The 16,388-nt window shown below is 36.5% G+C and carries 17 protein-coding genes; 10 read left to right on the plus strand and 7 right to left on the minus strand.

The features are described from left to right. Positions 1-3 precede the first annotated feature (3 nt). The 3 genes from nhaC to BS1321_RS16670 all read right to left on the minus strand — a co-directional run bounded on the left by nhaC (position 4) and on the right by BS1321_RS16670 (position 4,315). On the minus strand, positions 4-1,455 hold the full coding sequence (nhaC, locus tag BS1321_RS16660) for a Na+/H+ antiporter NhaC (RefSeq protein WP_063235836.1): 1,452 nt from the start codon (positions 1,453-1,455) through the stop codon (positions 4-6). A 49-nt stretch (positions 1,456-1,504) separates the two neighbouring features. Next, complete coding sequence (locus BS1321_RS16665) at positions 1,505-2,671, minus strand: alanine dehydrogenase (RefSeq protein WP_063235837.1); 1,167 nt, start codon at positions 2,669-2,671, stop codon at positions 1,505-1,507. A gap of 234 nt (positions 2,672-2,905) precedes the next feature. Beyond that, positions 2,906-4,315 (minus strand): sigma-54 interaction domain-containing protein, encoded by a 1,410-nt coding sequence (locus BS1321_RS16670; RefSeq protein WP_063235838.1) that lies wholly within the window; start codon positions 4,313-4,315, stop codon positions 2,906-2,908. Positions 4,316-4,482: 167 nt separating this feature from the next. Here BS1321_RS16670 and BS1321_RS16675 point away from each other — a divergent pair, with 167 nt between their 5' ends. From BS1321_RS16675 to BS1321_RS16695, 5 genes are all read left to right on the plus strand, one after another. Next, entirely contained in the window at positions 4,483-4,926 is a 444-nt protein-coding gene (locus BS1321_RS16675; RefSeq protein WP_063235839.1) for a GNAT family N-acetyltransferase, read from the plus strand. Positions 4,927-4,953: 27 nt separating this feature from the next. Beyond that, on the plus strand, positions 4,954-5,484 hold the full coding sequence (locus BS1321_RS16680; protein WP_063235840.1) for a PepSY-associated TM helix domain-containing protein: 531 nt from the start codon (positions 4,954-4,956) through the stop codon (positions 5,482-5,484). Positions 5,485-5,498: 14 nt separating this feature from the next. After that, positions 5,499-5,921 (plus strand): FosM family fosfomycin resistance protein, encoded by a 423-nt coding sequence (fosM, locus tag BS1321_RS16685; RefSeq protein ID WP_063235841.1) that lies wholly within the window; start codon positions 5,499-5,501, stop codon positions 5,919-5,921. Between the two features lie 37 nt (positions 5,922-5,958). Next, positions 5,959-6,660, plus strand: coding sequence for an aspartate/glutamate racemase family protein (locus tag BS1321_RS16690; RefSeq protein ID WP_063235842.1), 702 nt, complete (start codon positions 5,959-5,961; stop codon positions 6,658-6,660). A gap of 231 nt (positions 6,661-6,891) precedes the next feature. Beyond that, on the plus strand, positions 6,892-7,119 hold the full coding sequence (locus BS1321_RS16695) for a hypothetical protein (protein ID WP_063235843.1): 228 nt from the start codon (positions 6,892-6,894) through the stop codon (positions 7,117-7,119). Between the two features lie 514 nt (positions 7,120-7,633). On the opposite strand, the gene BS1321_RS16700 is transcribed toward BS1321_RS16695, so the two are convergent. The 3 genes from BS1321_RS16700 to BS1321_RS16710 are packed head-to-tail and all read right to left on the minus strand — an operon-like array spanning position 7,634 to position 10,407. Next, entirely contained in the window at positions 7,634-8,734 is a 1,101-nt protein-coding gene (locus BS1321_RS16700; protein ID WP_063235844.1) for an NAD(P)H-dependent flavin oxidoreductase, read from the minus strand. Positions 8,735-8,768: 34 nt separating this feature from the next. Further along, positions 8,769-9,971, minus strand: a complete 1,203-nt coding sequence (locus BS1321_RS16705; RefSeq protein WP_094246624.1) for a YbfB/YjiJ family MFS transporter — start codon at positions 9,969-9,971, stop codon at positions 8,769-8,771. A gap of 46 nt (positions 9,972-10,017) precedes the next feature. Further along, a complete protein-coding gene (locus BS1321_RS16710) occupies positions 10,018-10,407 on the minus strand; it encodes a tautomerase family protein (protein WP_063235846.1) in 390 nt (129 codons plus the stop codon). Positions 10,408-10,571: 164 nt separating this feature from the next. On the opposite strand from BS1321_RS16710, the gene BS1321_RS16715 reads away from it, so the two are divergent. The 5 genes from BS1321_RS16715 to BS1321_RS16735 all read left to right on the plus strand — a co-directional run bounded on the left by BS1321_RS16715 (position 10,572) and on the right by BS1321_RS16735 (position 15,001). Then, the gene (locus BS1321_RS16715; RefSeq protein ID WP_063235847.1) at positions 10,572-11,462 is read left to right on the plus strand and encodes a LysR family transcriptional regulator; all 891 of its coding nucleotides are present in this window, start codon (positions 10,572-10,574) and stop codon (positions 11,460-11,462) included. Between the two features lie 253 nt (positions 11,463-11,715). Further along, positions 11,716-12,072 (plus strand): DoxX family protein, encoded by a 357-nt coding sequence (locus BS1321_RS16720; RefSeq protein WP_069981781.1) that lies wholly within the window; start codon positions 11,716-11,718, stop codon positions 12,070-12,072. A 30-nt stretch (positions 12,073-12,102) separates the two neighbouring features. After that, the gene (locus BS1321_RS16725) at positions 12,103-12,870 is read left to right on the plus strand and encodes a pirin family protein (protein WP_063235848.1); all 768 of its coding nucleotides are present in this window, start codon (positions 12,103-12,105) and stop codon (positions 12,868-12,870) included. A gap of 44 nt (positions 12,871-12,914) precedes the next feature. Beyond that, positions 12,915-13,358: a MarR family winged helix-turn-helix transcriptional regulator gene (locus BS1321_RS16730; protein WP_063235849.1), complete on the plus strand. Its 444-nt coding sequence runs from the start codon at positions 12,915-12,917 to the stop codon at positions 13,356-13,358. Positions 13,359-13,798: 440 nt separating this feature from the next. Then, positions 13,799-15,001, plus strand: a complete 1,203-nt coding sequence (locus BS1321_RS16735) for a macrolide family glycosyltransferase (protein ID WP_063235850.1) — start codon at positions 13,799-13,801, stop codon at positions 14,999-15,001. Positions 15,002-15,488: 487 nt separating this feature from the next. Here the strand turns inward: BS1321_RS16735 and BS1321_RS16740 are convergent, their stop codons facing one another. Further along, complete coding sequence (locus BS1321_RS16740; protein ID WP_063235851.1) at positions 15,489-16,370, minus strand: DMT family transporter; 882 nt, start codon at positions 16,368-16,370, stop codon at positions 15,489-15,491. Positions 16,371-16,388: the final 18 nt, after the last annotated feature.

Below are 16,388 nucleotides of genomic sequence, written 5' to 3' on the forward strand. Positions count from 1 at the left end.
TTTTTATTCATTGCTTATCTTTTTCTGCATAAACGATTTTTCTTCCAGATGTTCTTTATCCTCGTTCACATTTCCTTTTTCTTTAAATATTGCAAATCCTGTTATTGCGTAGATTATGGCAAGAATGGGTGTTAAGACGGCTTGATAAGCATAAGGGAAAAAATCCAAAGTCGAGACTCCTAATACCCCTGATAAATAAATGGCTGTTAACGACCAAGGAACGAGATAGGAAAACATGGTTCCTCCATCTTCTAACGTTCTGGAAAGAACGGTTAGCGATACGTTATGTTTTTTATAAGCGGATTTAAACATTTGACCAGGCAATATAATGGACATATACTGACTTGCTGTAAGCATATCTGTAACTAATCCTGAGAATAAGGTTGTTAAAACAAGACTCCGTGCACTTTTGATTGTATTCTTAATGCTGCCTAAAATAGCACTTACAATACCTGTTCTTTGTAGTATCTCTCCAAAACCGAGAATTAAAATTGATAGAGTAACAGTCGGCATCATGTTTGCTATACCGCCTCTATTAAGTAAGTTGTCGACTTGTTCCACCCCGGTCTGTATTTGGAATCCTTTAGATAATGCGGTGAAAATGGTGTTTATATCATAATTTGTTTGAATTAAGGCAGCAGCAACCACCCCGCCTAATGCTGATATTAACAAGGCAATTAATGGAGGAACTTTCTTTGCAGCTAATAAAATCGTTAAAACCGGTACTAGCAGCAAAAAGGGACTAATCACAAAGTGTTTAGACAACGTATCTGTAATTAAATCTATTTTGGTCACATCCAGCGAATTATGGGAAAACTTCATTCCTTGAATTCCATACAAGATAGTACTGATGACCAGTATTGGGAGAACGGAATAAAGCATGGACCGAATATGGCTCGTGAGTTCGACTCCCGTAACAGCTACTGCCAAGTTTGTAGTGTCGGCAAATGGCGAGATTTTATTTCCAAATATGGCCCCTGATACAACCATGCCTGCTGTTAATGCCGGTGGTATTCCCATTCCATAGCCAATGCCCATAAATGCGACTCCAAGTGTACCTGCTGATGCATAAGCGCTGCCGATAAAAAAGGACGTAACACATAATATTAGAAAACCTGATACTAAAAACACGGTGGGAGACAATAATTTTAGCCCATAAAAAATAATGGTGGGAACGATTCCCGAGACAATCCAGGAACCAATGACCATTCCCACACTCATTAAAATCAACACGACAAGCAATGATTTCTTACAACCATCAACAAAGTATTCTTGCAGTTCCTTGCCTTTAAATCCCTGGGTTAATAGAACGATGGAAATGGCGATGGTTGCGACAATAAATACTATATCAGTAGGCAGTTTCAAAATGCCGTTGCCGATTGATAAAACCGTTATTAATACAAGAATAGTCAGCAATGCCACCTTGAGTGAAACCTTATTTTCAACTTCATTCATGGACTTTTCTCCCCCCTTAACACTTCTTTCTTTTTAAATAGTTGATGTGCTAACTCATTTTCATCGGTAATTTTGTAGTTGTAGCATTAGGTACAAAATCGAGATCATTGCGAGCCGTTAAACCCAGTGCTTCTTCCGGAAATGTAAATTCTCTGCCTTGAACGACACACGTTTCTTCATGTGTAAGAATGCCTTTATATACGGTTAAGCTTCTTCTTAAGTACCCATCTCTCCTACATGCCTCCGCTACACCGTTGTTCGCGATAGACCGGATATGAGGTAAAACGGATGCAGCATAGGCTTTAGAGGCAGTATGTGGTGCAGCTCCTGGTATATTATCGACTCCGTAATGAACTACGCCATCTAACACATAAGTGGGGTCTGCATGTGTTGTCGGTTTATAGGTTTCAATTGCCCCGCCTACATCCGCACTGATGTCTACAATCACTGAACCTTTTTTCATGATCTTTAACATATCTCTAGTAATTAAATGATCTTTTCTATGTTTTGGCCATTTAACACAATTAATGACTAAGTCTATATCTTGAAGGACTTTCTTAATACTTTGTTGATTGGAAATCATTGTGTTTACATTTTTAGGGAAAATTTCTTGGCAATGCCTTAATGCACCAATATTAATGTCCATCAGGGTGACGTCAGCACCTAAGGCGGAAACAATTTCTGTAGCTGCTTTTCCAACAATTCCAGCTCCAAGCACCAAGACATTCGCTCCCGATGCGCCGCCAATTCCGCATATAAGCTGTCCGTTTCCTCCATTTATACTAAGCAAATGATAAGCTCCCATTAAAGCTCCTAATTTGCCTGCAACTTCACAATTCGGGGAACCGTATCTATGGGAATCTTCTGCCGTAAGTGCAATCACTTTTTTCTTAATTAATACGTCCACTTCTTCTCTGTTTGAAGCCGGATGAAGGCAGGCGAAGATCATTTGATTTTCCCTTAACAGCTCATATTCTTCAGGTGAAATTTCCTTAACTTTCACAATAAAGTCAGCTTCCTTATATATTTCGTCCATGGTCAGTCTGATTTGTGCGCCTACTTCAAGATACTCCTCATCAGTGAAGCCAGCTTTCAAACCAGCTTCTGTCTCGATTAACACGCAATGCCCATCTCCAACTAACTCAGCAGCTTCTATTGGCGTAAATACAACGCGATCTTCTCCAGCTTTGATTTCCCTTGGCATACCAATTTTCATAACTATACCCCTTCTTCCTATTTTTTATAGAAATGAAATGCTTTGTGCTACATCTGTAAACTTAGCAAGAAGTATGCCAAGAGAACTCATCATTTTCCGCTGTTTTATGCAGAAAAATAAGAGTTTCCCGTTATGAAAATGTCGATTTCAGATAATGAGAATGATTAAATTGTTAATATTTAAGCAATGGATGTTATATTTTGGGCACTTTCTACATCGTTTATTTGTCCATTGTTAGCTTTTGGGCACTATTTCGTACAATCTGATCTTATTTTGCAGAGTCTGTCTTGGGATTTCGAGTAATTTAGCTGCTTGTGATACGTTGTTTTTTGTTTGATGGATCGCTTTTTCGATCATTATCTTTTCTAATCTGGCAACAGCATCTTTTAATGGTTCAATCTGAAATTCTTCTTCACTATGTCTAATGAAATTTTTCACACGCTCTTCAATATCTTTCATTTGAAGTGTATCTTCCCATTCATCTATTTGATTGATCGCAAATTCAACAATATGTTCCAACTCCCGTACATTCCCTGGCCAGCTGTACCTCAAGAGAAAGTCATATACCTCTTTCGATACGTTGGTAATATTTTTGTGCAGCAGCACATTATATTTAGAGATGAAAAAATCCAATAAAGGCTTAATATCATTTATCCGTTCACGTAATGGCGGAATATTGAGCGTCATTACACACAATCTGTAATATAAATCAAGCCGCATATCTTTATCCTTTACACAATCTTCAGGGCGTTTATTGGAAGCCGTGATTATTCGTACATCAACTTTTCTAATATTTCTATCTCCTAATCTTCGAATATACCCGTCCTGCAATACTCTTAATAACTTGGACTGGAGATGAATTGGCATTGAGTTAATCTCATCCAGGAAAATGGTTCCTCCTTCCGCTATTTCAAATAAACCCGGATTATTTTCTGCCCCTGTAAAACTTCCTTTTATAGTCCCGAACAAAATACTTTCAATTAAGGCTTCCGGAATGGCAGCACAGTTTTGCGCAATGAAAGGCTTTTCTGCACGATTACTGGCATTATGCAGTGATTGAGCAAATAATTCTTTTCCTGTTCCTGTTTCACCATATATAAAGACGGGGGAGCTTCCTTTAGCGATTTTTTCAGTTAAACTCTTTAAATTCTTCATTTGTTCATTATCAGTAATAATATCTTTTAACGTATATTTTGCTCGTTCTGGCCGTATATTTTCCAGTAATCGTTTATCACCTTTAAACATTTCCGAATTTATCTCGATTGCATTATTAGGAATTGAATCTTCTTTACTTCTTTCTTTCGATAATTCAATTGCACCAATAATTTTCCCATGGGCCCTGATTGGTAAAGAAATATTTGTGGTTTCAATTTTCCGTCCCATAAAATCAACAATTTCTTGCTTGCCTTTAAAAATAGGGCGACCTGTTTTCAGTGCATTTAATAACGTACTCGATTTTTCATTTAACGTAGGAAATACAGAAAATAAGCTTTCTCCTAATATTTCCTCTCGTTCGAGAATTTCAGAGTGAAATATAGGATTAAATTTGATTGTAAATAAGATTGTCCCTTTATTATCTATAATGGTAATGCCATCAATGTATTTCAGTTGATCTAGAATCTCATAATTATCTAATCTGCTCATTGGATTCCCCTCCATGATTTTGTAGTTGTCTGGTATTTTTTGTGATTTTCTTCTTCTTAGGCAGCTCTTCTTTTATGGTCCTATAGGGACAGGATAGTTCAACAAAGATAAGATATAATTTGGATTAATATATAATTTTTTAATGAAAATAGAAAGGAAACATAAATATGACAGAAATGGTACCACTGACGTCGGAGAATTTGGAGCTATGTATCGAACTCTATATGAAAGTTTTTAATAGTGAACCATGGAATGAAAGATGGACATATGAAACGGCTAAAGAGAGACTTTCAGACTTATTGCATACGCCTAAATTTCTTGGCTTTTTATTTCATATTGATCACAATCCAGTTGGTTTCATTGCTGGAAATAGTAAGGTGTCTTATCAAGGTTTAACTTATTATTTGGCAGAACTTTGTGTGAATAATGAAATGCAAGGTAAAGGGCATGGCTCAAAAGTGCTTCATTCTTTAGAAGATGAACTAATGAAGAGAGAGATTAAAAGTCTATATTTATTAACTGCTAATGACGGGCTTGCAGAAGCATTTTATCTAAAAAATTATTATGTTGTAAATGAAGATAGGGTGGTTATGAAGAAAAATTTATGTTGAAAAATAGTCATGGGATGTGATGGAACAATGTCGAAATCTGTAAAATTGTATCAATTAAGCCGAAAAGTACATAAGTGGACTGGACTAATTTTATCCGTTTTTTTTATGTTCATCGCAGTCACAGGCCTCGTGCTTGTTTATATGATACCACTCGGAGTGGCTGATGAGTTAAGGACGGGGAAAGAGGCGAGTCCAGATCAAGCGATTCCTATGGAGAAGGTCGTGTCCATTGCTACGTCTCAGGATCTTCCAGGTGCGGACTCGGTTGAAGATATATTTAGAATTGAATATAGACCAAGTGCAAATGTGTACCAGGTGCGCTTTAATAACGGTCAAGGTGTTCAAATAGATGTGAGTACGGGAAAAGTGTTATCCACAAATCCAGATTACTCGACTTTCCTCATTACTTTGCATGATGGATCGTTCTTTGGCGATTGGTATAGATACACTATCCTCACAATGACCGGTTTATCCTTAATACTGCTGTCATTTTCAGGGTATTACATGTTCGGGTATCCTCTCTATAAGCGTCTAATGGCGAAAAAAAAGCAATCTTAATATGAGGTGGTAATGTGTCTATAAAAGGTTTGAATCACTTTTTATTTTCCGTTTCTAACTTAGAGAGTTCCATTGAATTTTATCAAAATGTTTTTGATGCAAAATTGTTGGTTAAGGGGAGAAACACAGCCTATTTTGATTTGAATGGAATATGGATTGCCTTGAATGTAGAAAAAGATATTCCCCGTAATGAAATAAGCCAATCATACACACATATAGCTTTTTCCATAGAAGAAGCTGACTTTATGAACATGTACGAGAAACTAATGGAATTGAATGTAAACATCTTGTCAGGTCGTCCAAGAGATGAAAAAGATAAGAAGTCCATTTATTTCACTGATCCAGATGGTCATAAGTTTGAGTTTCATACAGGTTCTTTAAAAGATAGAATGGATTACTACAAACAAGAAAAAACACATATGGAGTTTTTCGACTGATAAGTAAGCTATTTTCAAAGGAAAAGGGGGAACATTCATGAAAACTATCGGCCTTATTGGCGGAATGAGTTGGGAGTCATCGTTAGAATATTATCGAATCATCAACGAAGAAGTAAAAACCAAATTGGGAGGATTGCATTCAGCCAAGTGCATTTTATATAGCGTCGATTTTGAAGAAATCGAACGCTACCAAGCTGACGGAGATTGGGAAAGCTCTGGTGAATTATTAGGCGATGTAGCTCTGTCTTTGGAAAAGGCAGGTGCCGAAATGATTGTAATTTGTACAAATACGATGCATAAAGTGGTCGGGTATATTGAAGAAAAAGTCAGTTTACCGATTTTACACATTGCTGATTCAACAGCTAAACAAATTCAAAAGTCCAAAATCAGTACGGTTGGTTTACTTGGCACTAAATATACGATGGAGCAAGACTTTTATAAAACACGAATTGAGTCCAATGGAATCAAGGTTTTAATACCAAATGATCAGGATAGAAAAGTCATCAATAAAGTAATTTATGAAGAATTATGTTTAGGGGAAATTCAAGAATCATCGAGGGATTATTACAAAAAGGTTATCAAGGGGTTAGTTGATGATGGAGCGGAAGGAATAATATTAGGCTGCACCGAAATTGGATTACTAGTTAAACCAGAGGATTCAGAAGTGCCATTATTTGATACAGCTGTAATCCATGCCATTGAAGCTGTTAATATGGCATTAGAAAAATCATTGGATTAGACATTGTGCGTAAATAAAAGGGGTTGCTGCGGCAGCCTTTTTTTGTGGAGATGGAGGGGCAGGATAGTTTAATAAAGAAAATAAAAATAAATCCCTCTATAAAATTTTCGCTGTATTCACTGAAGAGGGAAATGGAAAAGATTTTGATTTGGGCGGCTGGTTGAAAAAAATGAATAAACAATCATATAAGGTCAATTCTATATACAAGAATGATAAAAAGGAGATTACAAAGTGAAGCCATATGAAATAAAAAATATGATTATTGATGACGAGTTTGATGGTGAAGAATCGGTTACAGCTGATTTTACTCACAATTATAAAGAATATAGCATTACTTTAAAAAAAGCAGATCTTGAAATAATTAATACATGGGTTTTGGAGGATGGTTCATCTCTTCCAGCAAATTTATCAGGTACTATCATTGAATCAATAAGGGAGGATATTAAAAAGAGAATCTAGTCATTTTGATATTGAGTAAATTGATTTATTTAAGAAAAAATCAATTAGTCGATGAGGTGATAGAGCCCCAGATAGATAAAAGGTATTTCAAAAAATATGGCTTGGCAATTCAAAATGTGCAGACCAGTATATAAGAAGTTTGGTTATAAATGGGGTACTATAAGCGAAACTGTAAGTGAAGGAAGTAGTATCGGATTCTCGAAATATATAAAAAGTAATTGCATGGAGACAACGTTGGTCAATTTGTTGCCATGTTTACCAAAAGAGTCGTTTTTCTTATGAGAAAACGATTCTTTTTATTTAGTATGTGAAAAAATGTACGTAAACAATCGGGTGCGTTAGCTGAAGATCAGAGCTGTCTTTAAGGCAGCTTATTCTTTATGGAACTATTTGGGCAGTGAAGAGCTAAAAAGTATTAACTTCTCCACTTGCTACTATTATAGAAAAACGATACAAAAAATTGTCACCAGGAATATCTGGTGACCTTATAGTACGAATGGCAACATTAGATTTATTAAAGAGCAGTGAGCTGCTGCCTCAACAAATGTAAATTTATATTAGCTTCAGACATAATATCTTTCATTAACCTTTCAACGGTTTGACTCTTGGCTAATCTTGGACTTTGTCCAGACCAGAGTGACATGAAATCTTGATTATTTTGTCCACTGCACGTTTTTCTAATTACTTGAGTTAATAGGTTTTGAACAGGAAAATCTGGTACAAGCAATTCATGCTCCAGCATATCTGCAATAAATTTGTTTTTAATACCTCTTGCCCATTTACCAGAAAAGGCACGAGTAAAGGTTGTCTGGTCTTCATCAGCATTCAAAATGGCTTCTTTATGTACCTTATGTGCCCCACTTTCTATACAAGTCAAGAAAGCTGTACCCATTTGTACACCTTGTGCTCCTAAGAAGAGTGAAGCCATTAATCCTCTTCCATCCATAATTCCTCCTGCAGCAATAACAGGTATGCTTACATTGTCAACAGCCTGCGGAATAAGTGACATTAAACCTACTAGGCTCTCCTGATGACCATCAATAAAGTTCCCGCGATGCCCGCCAGCTTCACTGCCTTGCATAACAACCATATCCATTCCCGCTTTTTCATTTTCAACGGCTTCCCTTACCGTTGTAGCTGTTCCTATAAGAGTGATGTTATGCTGTTTTAATTCATCCATCACTTCCTTAGGAGGAATACCAAATGTAAAGGAACAAATAGATACATTCTCTTCAATGACAACCTTAACTTGTTCAATGAAGCTTTCATAAATTTTTTTATACTCAGGAATGTCCATGCTGTCTGTTTGTTCTAAATTTAATTGCTTACGAATGGTGTGTAAAAGCTGGTTAGCTGATTGGACTGCGTCAGGCGTTACGTTAAATTCGTTTGGCACGAATAGATTGATGCCAAAAGGGTTTGAAGTTAACTGCTTGATTTCTCTAATCTGCTCTCTTATTTGTATTGGTGTCTGATAGCCTGCTCCGATCATTCCAAGTCCCCCAGCATTGGATACCTCGGCTACTAAATTCGAAGTGGTGATCCCGCCAGCCATAGGAGCTTGTATAATAGGATTCTTAATCTTCAAATGCTTCATCATTCCATTATTTAACATCAGCGACTCCCCTAATTTTGTATTTTAATCCCAATTAATTCTCTTCTGTTTTTTTTATATTGGATGGATGAACGTTAGGGTTGATCTCGAAATGAATCCCACTTGAAAGCAAAATTGCCCCAAAGAAGACAACACTTGCTGCGCCAATAAAAGCAGCATTAAAATCATGTGTGAGTGATGATAAAACTCCAGCAAGGGTTGGTCCTATCAACTGTCCAATAGCATAAATAGCGGTCAAAATGCCAATAGTCCGACTGCTATCAGATGGATTCATTTCCCGTCCCAATGTTGTAGCAAGGGTGGTGATACCCATAAACGTGGCTCCAAATAATAAAGCACTTATGACAAAACTAGTTTTTGACATCCAAAAGGCTGGCATCGCAATACCCAAGGATTGCAGAGCCATTGCAAGCACTAAAGATTTAATGAATCCCCATTTTTTAGCTAGTAAAGACCAGATGAGACACGATGGAATCGCAGCCAATCCCACCATCATCCAAACTAAGGTAGCACCATCATGAAAGTATGTGGTCTTTTCAGCGATGGATACGATAAACGTTCCGGTAACAATGTAACCCAATCCTTCTAAACCATACGCAATAATCAACCATATAAGCCATTTAGCGGGGGGCACCTTTACAATCATAGCTTGTTTACTTTTCTTCTCGACAACGTTAGGGGTTTCATCGAGCCAGATCCATACAAAGATCGCAAGAATTCCACTTACAACAGCTAATCCTATCCATGTTCCTTCCCACCGAAATAAATGGTTTAAACTCGGAATCATTAGACTGGATAAAAAGATTCCCAAACCTACTCCCCCATAAAAAATCCCCGACCAACTGGTTTTTCTTATAGTTGCAAGTTTATCTAACACGATACCGGAGGCTAAGACCAACACAAACGCACTGGCAAACCCTGATAGAAAGCGAAGTCCATTCCAAAGTAAATGAGAGTATGAGAGACCCATTAGGGCAGTGGTTAAGATACTGATGATTAGACTTATTCTTAACAAAATGGTTCTATACTTCTTAAAAGGAATGGCACCTGCTAAAATTGCTCCAAGCAAATATCCTGCGTAATTACTGGATGCTATATAACCAGCAACTGTATTTGATAAAGAAAGTTCTTTTTGCATAAGGGGAAGGATGGGAGTATATGCAAATCTTCCAATCCCCATAGCAATGATTAAAGAAAATATTCCCCCTATTAAAAAAAGATAAGTTTGATTCTTCAAAGATTCTCCTCCAATGAAATTGTATACGTTAAGCATACCTTTATAGCTATAATGAACCTGTTAGAAACTGTGCTTCCCCTCGTCCAAAACTCCAGTCAGCATCGCTGTTTTCTGTTATAGAAACCATCAAGTCCTGTGGAGAAATCCCACAGTCCGATTCAAGTTTATGAGCAAGAAGTGAGTATAAGGTTTCTTTCTGTTTTTCAGTTCTTTTTTTACTTACTATACTAATGATCACTAGGTCTCTGCTTCTTTTAAACCCCAGTCCGGTATCCTCGATTATTAGCTCATGTGGCGGGTGCTGATGAACTATTTGATAACGATCACTTTCAGGTACTTGGAAAGCTTCCACCATCGCATGGTGAGCCGAATCCAATAATTTTTTTAACGTTTCTTCGCTTCTTCCTTCTACCAAATCAAAACGTAATAATGGCATTTTGTGTATCTCCCCTCAAAATAAAATGGTTTTAGAGTGTCCAATTGAAATGTAGGATATTATAAGCATATCTTTTCTTTGCTATATGGTATAATACTTAAAATTTATATTTGGTATCACTTTTAATGATGGCTAAAAGATAAATCAACCAAGGAGAGATTATTTTGGATTTGCATTCATTAAAAATTTTCCAGAGTGTTGCTAAGATGGGGAGCATTTCTCAAGCAGCAAGGGAACTTCAATATGCACAGTCAAATATCACGATGAAAATACAGCAGTTGGAATCGGATCTTCAAACAACTCTTTTTTATAGACATAATCGCGGCACTGCATTAACTGACAAAGGAAGCATGTTGCTAACATATACAGAAAAAATATTCGACCTCATAGAAGAAACCAAAAATATGATGAATGATGATCAAACACCTAGAGGTCCGTTAAATATTGGTTCAATGGAAACAACCGCAGCAGTTCGCTTACCAGTCTTGTTTTCAAAGTATCATAAAGGTTTTCCGGAGGTAGATTTAACTTTAAAAACAGGCTCTACTGAACAAAATATTCAAGCAGTCCTTCAGAATGAATTGGACGGAGCTTTTGTGGCTGGACCCATTAATCACCCCGATCTCATTCAGAAAGAAGTATTCGAAGAGGAACTAATTCTCATTACAGATACAGTTCATCCTCCTATATCTTCTATCGAAGATATTCAAACAAGGACGCTGCTTGTCTTTCATGCAGGATGTGCTTATCGGGAAAAGTTTGAACTATGGTTAAAACAAGAGAAGATAATACCAAATAAGATAATGGAATTTGGCACTTTAGATGGGATCATCGGTTGTGTCGCAGCTGGTCTAGGTATAAGTATGCTTCCACAAAGTGTTATTGCAAAGCATGAACAAGACGGCCTTAGACAACATTCAATTCCGAATCAAAACGGAAAAGTCAAAACAGTATTCATTTATCGAAAAGGTAAGTATGCACCTGCGTCTTTAATGAAATTTATCAATATGTTAAGTGATGAGGAGGAATTGTTAGATAATGAAAGGTTAATTTAAGCGGGGGTTATATTAACAGGTCCATTACTTCAATAACAGGGGTTGCTGCGGCAGCCTTTTTTTTGTGGAGTAAAAGGGGCAGGTTAGTTTAATGAAAATAATCATGAATAGTAAAACAACAACTGAATAACTAAATTGGTATTTTTGTTGACATGAAACATATCCTAATGTTAGGCTATATTTATCCTATTGTTAGGATAAATAATTATAGGATAAAAAATAGTGAAATAAATGGAAAAAGGGGAGAGAAATAATGAGTGTATTGTCAATTATTCTTCAAGTTATATTAGGATTGGGATTCCTAATGTTTGGATTTATGAAGTTCGGATCAAAGCAAATGGTGGAAGGGTTTAAGCATTATGGGTATCCAGGATGGTTTAGAGTGTTTACAGGTATGGCAGAAGTCGTTTCAGCGGTATTGGTCATCGCAGGTATTTGGAATGAGAGTTTAGCTGCATGGGGAGGATTATTCATTGTAATAACGATGATTGGTGCCGTTTTTACTCATATTAAAATGAAAGATACTGTAAAACAAATGATGATGCCGATCATTTTATTCATTCTTGGATTAGTGGTTCTACTTATAAATTTCGGAGCTTTGCTTGGATAAATAGCCAATTGACCTATAGGAGGGTTAAAAATGGAAATTAAAATTATTAAACCAGAAGATCAAGCACACGGGCAGTTTGATGATGGAAAAATAAAAGAGCAAAAACCGATTGGCTTTTCTGGAGAAGGGTCTCTAATAAATCGACTAGGACCATTATTTTACTGGGCTTGGGGGCATTCTCAAGAACATGCAGAAATTGGGCTGCACCCACATCAAGGTTTTGAAATCATCACCTATGTGATAAAGGGTAAAGCTTATCATCGGGATACACTTGGTACGGAAAGTGTTGTAGAAGAAGGGGGAACCCAGCTCATGCAAACAGGCTCCGGTGTGTATCATGCAGAAGCATTAAAAGAACCATCGGAAATCTTTCAAATCTGGTTTGAACCGCATTTAAGTCAGGCTGTAAAACGTACACCGTCTTATTCACAATACGACTCCAATGATTTTTCTATAACGGATAAAGATGGTGTGAAAATAAAAACATTACTGGGAAATGATTCGTCAATGAAAATCGTGACAGATGCTTCGATGTGGGATGTAATCATTCCAAAGGGAACAGTATATACTCATGGCATTTCATCGGATCGTATATTAGCTGGTTTAGCCATCAGAGGCGATGGAGCATTTTCATTAGACACGAATGAACCCACTCGTGTAGCAGAAAAAGATTTTGCCATCGTTCAATCAGGACAGGGCGGAGAAGTAACAATTCAAGCATTAGATAAAGACTTTAGAATCTTCCTAATTGAAGTTCCGACTGAAGTTGATTATCCTTTATACAGAAAACCAAAATAACCAATTGTAATTTCAAAAGTTAGTTGTAATAGGAGGTTCGGTGAATGTATCAAGGAGATGAACAAAGCCAGATTGATCTACGTCTTTTCCGTATCTGGCTTAAGGCAAGTAAAACTATTTTTGGTCATGTCGTTAAAGATATTGAAAGACACGGGATTAGTTCAGAGAATTTTATGATTCTGGAACTTCTTTATAATAAGGGACCCCACTCCATTCAAAAAATTAGTGAAAAATTGTCTATTCCAAGTGGGAGCATCACTTACGTTGTGGATAAACTTGAAAAAAAAGAATTCGTTAAAAGGGAGCCAAGTCCAACAGACCGCCGAGCTTCAAACGTAGTTCTAACTGACAAAGGACAAAGTTTATTTAAAGAAATCTTTCCCCAACACGTTGAAGTCATAACTAAAAATTTGTCTTTTATAAGTAATGAGGAAAAAATACAGTTAGCGAATCTACTCAAAAGGCTTGGACTAGGTGCACAGGATTGAGATAACCAAATAAATAAAAACATCACAGAGGAAGAAAAATAAGCGATTGTAAAAAAGCAGAAACGGTGCGTGCACCATCTTCAAACAATACCTTACAAACAAAGACCGTTTAATTTCGGTCTTTTTTTTGATTAGGCTAAGGTTGAATTTGTAGTTTTTGAAGCGAAGATTTTAAGTTTTGAAAGATTTAATCATTTTATCTGCTCAAGCAATTCATACCTAAAAAGACTATCATCTGTACATAAGTAAAAAAGAAAAAGAACAATCTGGCCCTTTATTTGAAGAAGAATGGTACCTAAACGATATTAATTTTAGATTACAAGGGTGATTAGGAGTTTGAGGTTTTCAAGTATTGTACTATGATAAATTTAAATTATTTGAGTTGGGAAGGGTATGGGACAGTGACCATACTCTTACAGAATTACCTAAGGAGTGATAAAATGGCACGTGTTTTATTTATTAATGGTGGGTCAGAAGGACATATCAATCCAACTATTGGAGTTGTGCAAGAGCTTATTTCGCGTGGAGAAGAGGTAGTGTACTTTACGATAGAAGCTTTTCGAGAACGTATTGAGAAGACGGGAGCTACTGTACGAACAATTGACGGTGAAAAATTTATAAAAGCTTTTCTCTCAGGTGGAAGAAATTATTTACTCGAAAGAATCAACGGTCTTTTACGTACGGTAGATATCGTCATACCTAGCGTTCTTGAACAGATCAAAGGAGAACATTTTGATTACATCATCCATGATTCCATGTTTGGTTGTGGACGTTTACTTGCCCAAATCCTTAAACTTCCCGCAATCAATTCTTGTACTTCTTTTGCGCAGACAAATGCATCATTCGATAAAATACTGGAACAGCTTTCTAAAGAAATTCCTACAGAAATAGTTAAACCTATATACGATGAATTTCAAAGACTGACGGTAATGGTGAAGGAAAAATATGATGTGGAGATCCATTCTCCTTACGAAGTTTTTTGTAATCCTGCACCACTTTCAATCGTTTATACAACTAGGGAGTTTCAACCTTTTGGAGAAGCATTCGACCAAACTTACAAATTTGTAGGTCCATCCATCTCTTCACGATTAAAACAGGATAACTTTGACCTTGCTGCTATCAAAGGAAAAAGTCCCATTTACATTTCACTCGGGACAGTTTTTAACCGTGCTGTTGATTTTTATAAGCTTTGTTTTGAAGCATTTGGAAATAGCAATCACACGGTTGTAATGTCGATCGGTCAACAAACCCCACTAATTGATTTAGGAGAGATCCCCCAAAACTTCATTGTAAAAAAATATGTTCCACAAACGGAAGTGCTAAAATACACCAAATTATTTATCACACATGGTGGAATGAATAGTACCAATGAGGGTCTCTACTACGGGGTTCCGCTAATTGTAATCCCACAAAGCGCGGATCAACCGATTATTGCTCACCAAGTTGCCAATATCGGAGCCGGTATTAGATTACAAATGCAAAGCTTGACTACAAATCAACTACGTGAGGCCGCAGATCATGTGTTAAACGACCCATCTTTCCATAAAGCTGTTTCAAATATAAGGGAATCCTTTCAAAAATCGGGTGGATATCACCAAGCGGTTGATGAGATTTTTGAATTTAAAAGTCGATATGATATCTAAATATTAAAATTTATCAGCTGCCATTATCGGTGGCTGATAAAAGGTTTTGAAAAACATCAACCGAGAATGGTTCAAAAGATATTACGTCAGGGATAATTTAAACCTTGTTAAACTAACAGATGCTTTAGCTGATGATCGGAGCTGTCTATAAGGCAGCTTTTTCTTTATGCAACTAACTGGGCAGGATAGTTCCATAAGGAATACTAATATTAGATCTAACGAGGAACTTATTTTAAGGAGGAAAACATGAGCTTAGAGCATGATTTTTACCTTATTTCTAAGACAACTGATTTAAAAGTCAGTTCTATAAAAAAACGAAAAAATCTCTAATCTAATCTTTTAGAGATTTTTTAAATGCAAAAACACAACTTTTATTTAGTTAATAAGTCTAAGTGATAAAGTGTAGGAGTGATTCAATTAATGCCTTCTTTAGTTGAACAAGCTTCTAATAACTGTCCTTAAATTAAATCACTTGTACTCCAATTATTTATTTGTTATTTCTTTGCTGTAGTAAAAATAATGCTAGACCAATTAAGATGAGTGCGATTCCTATACCTTGTTGTAAAGAAATGACCTCATCCAAAATGAAATATGCGAGTATACAAGTTCCGATCGTCTCTCCTAATATGCTCATTGAAATAACTGAGGTACTTAGCCATTTCAACAACCAATTAAAAACCGTTTGCCCTAATATCGTTGCAATAAACGCTAATCCAATAAAGGACAACCATGTTTGTTTGGAATAATTGACGAAAGAAGTTTGCTGGCTGAAAACAAAAATACTTAAAAATAGTGCGCTACTGGTATAACCGATGATTGAATAAGGGATAAGAGATAATCTTTTACGAACATGCTGGCCAATGAAGAAGTAGGCCGTTATAACACCTGCTGCAATAAAAGCAAGTATATCGCCAAATAATGCCTGACCACTAATTTGAAAATCTTGCCATCCAATGACAATACTTCCTGCAATCGCTACGAGACAGCCCATTATAGCGCCTTTACTGAAGTGCTCTTTGAATAGAAAGTAACCGCCAACCATCGAAAAAAGTGGTTGTAATGTGACGATGACAGTCGAACTTGCTACTGATGTGTAATTTAATGATTCAAACCACAATAAATAATGTGCTGCCAGAAATAAACCTGAGAGTAATCCAAGTCCCCATTGTTTTTTTGACAACGAACGTATTTCTTTACGGTTCTTTTTATTTACTAATAAAAATGGCAAAAGCATTACTGCTGTAAAAAGCATCCGATAAAATGCTGTAATTGTCGCAGGTGCATCTGCTAATTTCACCAAGATTGCTGAAGTAGACAATGCAAATACGCCCAAAAATAAGATCGTGTAAGAAATAAGTGGTGACTTCAATACTGTTCCCCCTTGACG

Origin of the sequence: Peribacillus simplex NBRC 15720 = DSM 1321, assembly GCF_002243645.1 — a bacterium.
GTDB lineage: Bacteria > Bacillota > Bacilli > Bacillales > DSM-1321 > Peribacillus > Peribacillus simplex.